Below are 3,741 nucleotides of genomic sequence, written 5' to 3'. Positions count from 1 at the left end.
ATTATTAATTGTTTATTAGGGTTTTAATTGTATGATTAAATTATTAGGAGGGTTGTAATAATTTCCGTCCGGGCCCTCCATTAATTGTAATGCGCTCAGGGTTTAGACTTTATTTTAAATTGTTTAATGTATTTATTATTGAATTGAGGGGTCTTTTAATTTTAATTAGTGATACGTAGTGTAATTAATGATTAATCCCTCTAGGGGATACTTAGGCTTAGGTCCGGTTGTCCGGTTTAGGGTCAGGGTTGCAGGTCAAGTTAAAGAGCGGTTACTAGTATTAACCTTGGGGTTTATTAGTTTTAATGTTAATTATAATGGTTATTGAATTCATCAATTGAATATTGGGACGTTAGTTAGTGTAGTTAGTGAGTTATAGGCTCATTCACATTTTCTGTGTGAGCCGGGATCTAGTGTTGGGTATGGGTTAAGTGACCTAGATATCTAACTATCCTAATATACCTCTACCGTCCTAATTAGGCTAATTCTAGTATTTCTAACTAATTAGTCTAAACGCTAAACTCAATACAAGCGTGCGCTACCTAGTGGACGAGCTGGGGGACCTACTGTAGGCTCGTCACCTACAGATCCCTACTTGGGTAGGTAACGTGGATAATAAACTAGTTAAGGATAGTGAACTTACCACTTACCAGTGAAATTCACCAAATAGAATTCATACAAGAAGTATGAATTCGATCCGTAGATAATTCCTTAACTGTTGTTGCCCGAGGATGACGCTGTCCACCAAGCGATCCTGTTGAACTTCACGGTTGGGGGTAAAGCTGGGCCAAATTGATTGAAATAGGTATTGGGACCTCACTGAGGTGGATTCAATTACTAAAAATATATAAAATAGGACAAAAGTCCGAGGAAACGATAATTCCTTTATTATATACCTACCCGGGTCGAGCACCAGGGATAGGGTGGAGAGACTCGATGAGGGAATCGAGGCATGAAATGGTAGACAAGCGATTACTATCTCAGCGGTCTAAAGACATGTATAGTAAACAAATACCATATATTAATACATAAGTAAATATAAAGGTGATACGTGCAAGTTTCATGTACTATTCACAGCATATACGCGTCTAGTAACATACACGCATACCAACTTAAGCACAAAGTCGGTAAGTGGACTTTAATATAGTATAAAGTTCCTACAAATCACTGACTAAGTGTAAATTACTATAAATAAATAGAACATATCAATTTATAGAAAGAAACAAGGTTCTAGTTTACTATACAGGGTATAGTTTAGAAAACCATGTACACGAACACACACATGAAACCAGGTCAAAGCATGTTCTGCCTGCTCGATCCTTCCGATCCTAGAAACTTTAATCCATCTTCGCCGTCTCTAGACATGGGGAACCGAGACGATGGTGTACGTCTTGTGTCTCGTCTTGTCCTGGGGCTGCGGCTCGATGTTGCTCGGATTGACCGCGCCGTTGATCCTATGAGCTGCTGTTACAGTAGTTTCCTTGCATGCACAAGGGTCCACTTCCCCGTGAGCGAACCTTAACTTAGGGGAAGGCCGAAACCACTAGTTCTCCAAAATGTGTTATCCTTTTTCTTATTTTATTTTACCGATCTTAATTATTTTAATTAATTAAGTTCATTAAGATATTTTGGCCTCTTAGGTGATTTGAATTCTCTATCTTTTGAGGCTCCTTTCCAGATGTGAATTCCCGAGGTGTGAATTCACCCAAGGAAATATCCTTAATTACTAATCTATCCATCTTCTTCTAAGGTTCTATGACTATACTTTTATCTATATTTTTTCATTAGAGAACGTGAGTTCTCTAATCCTATCATTTGTAAATGAAGTTACTCCTTTTTCGGGGTGGAGGTAACTGCTGCCGGTGTAGTAGCCACCTCTAGGTAGCCTTACTATGTCTACACCTATATCCTTTAATCATATTCCTGTTTTATTTACTTATTTGTACTACTATACATTAATTTAATAGTAGAACTCACACGTTAGAATATTTTAAGTAGCGGTCACGTTACACCTTCCCCGCCGTTGCTGAACTGCTGCACCCCACCGGTCACTACTGCTGCTTCTGTCCATTCCACGTCGCTGGCTCGACTTCATGGTCCGCGAAGGTGTCCACTCCGCGTATTTCTGTTGAATATTGCAATTTTTTCCTTGCAATTGTCCAACAAACTTTTATTCAACCACATTGGAGCCGCATCACATTTCCATCTCACCAGATACTCAGTATTCCTTCCTTTCCCTCTCACATCCATGATCTCCTCCACCTCCCACTCTGGATCTCCATGTTGACCAATAATTGGTTGCCATTCTTCCTCCTGTCTTTGTATATTTGGAGATACATCAACTGTGGGTACTAATAGGGAAACGTGGAATACGGGGTGATACAACATATCGCGGGGTAGCTGTAACTTATATGCGACTTTTCCTACTTTCTGTACGACGGGGTATGGGCCAACATACAAGGGTCGGAACTTACGGTTATATGGCAAGTACATATTACGCGTGGACACATATACTAAGTCTCCAACCTTCAGCTCCAACTCCCTTCTGTGTCGGTCTGCTTGTTTTTTCTGTCGTTGTTGTGCTATATGCAACTGGGTGGTTACCCGATGCACAATCATTTTATATCTTTTGTCCATCAGCGGTATTTCCCAAGTGATACAGTCTTCTTCGATGGTGCCATGTTTGGGATTCTCCCCTATCATAACCTCGAAGGGGCTCATTCCTGTTGACTCATTCTTTGCACAGTTGTATGCCAATTCAACAACGGGAAGTATTTCTTCCCATCGCTTTTCATCCGTCTCTATATATAACCTCAACATTTGCTCGATAGTACGGTTGGCTCGCTCTGTCTGTCCATCAGTCTGTGGGTGGAATGAAGTTGATTTCTTGATGATGATATTCAGCTGATCACAGAATTCTTCCCAATATGCGGAAGTAAAGCGGGCGTCTCTATCTGACACGATGTCGTCAGGTATACCATGGTAGGCAACAACTCTCTCCAGGAATAATTGTGCTGTCTGTTTTGCTGTGATTGATATGCTGCAGGGGATGAAGTGGGCCATTTTGCTGAGCCTGTCAACCACAGAAAGTATGGCATTGTTGTTGTTTGCTGTAGCAGGTAGTCCCACTATGAAATCCATAGATATGCTTCCCCATCTTCTATTCGGTATGTCCAGTGGATGTAGTAATCCAGCACTTTTCATACATATGTGTTTACTCATTCTACATCTTTTGCAAGTTGCCACGTAGTTCTCCACATCCTGGGTCATCTGTGGCCAGTAGAATGTATAGCATATTTTCTCCATTGTTTTCTTCTCTCCAAAATGTCCTGCTGTCATGCTGTCATGTGCTTGTCGCAGTATTTGCATACGGAACACATTTGGTGTGTGCGAGGGTACACAAATCCTCCAGAAACCTAGGACTCGTACCGACAACCTATTATTGTTCATGTTGTATATGTCTGTGCGGTTGTTCCCTTTGACTTCTATGGTCGCAGGGCTGTTTTCAGCTGTGAGTTCTCTGGTTTGTCTGCTGAAATCGGGGCATTCCAATAATGCCGTGAGCCAGTCTTTGGATCCCGGTGTTAGGTCCAAGTATAGTGCTGCCATTGTAGTTGATGAGTTGGTGCTGCTTTGGCTGTCCGAAGAAAGTGAGTTGGGTGATCGCGGAGGGGGTTGCTGTTGTTGCGTTGGGTCTTCAACCTTGAGCCTTCTTCTTGATATGCGTTGGGTTGCCTGTTG

1 pseudogene is annotated in these 3,741 nt (G+C 41.6%); it reads right to left on the bottom strand.

The window, feature by feature from the left end:
• Positions 1 to 2,091: 2,091 nt before the first annotated feature.
• Positions 2,092 to 3,741, bottom strand: a pseudogene (locus tag ACRC28_RS03545) (hypothetical protein); the annotation flags it as partial.

This window comes from Clostridium sp., from assembly GCF_051650885.1.
In the GTDB taxonomy this organism is placed as follows: Bacteria; Bacillota; Clostridia; order Clostridiales; family Clostridiaceae; genus Clostridium.
This window is presented reverse-complemented; position numbering and strand designations above follow the sequence as displayed.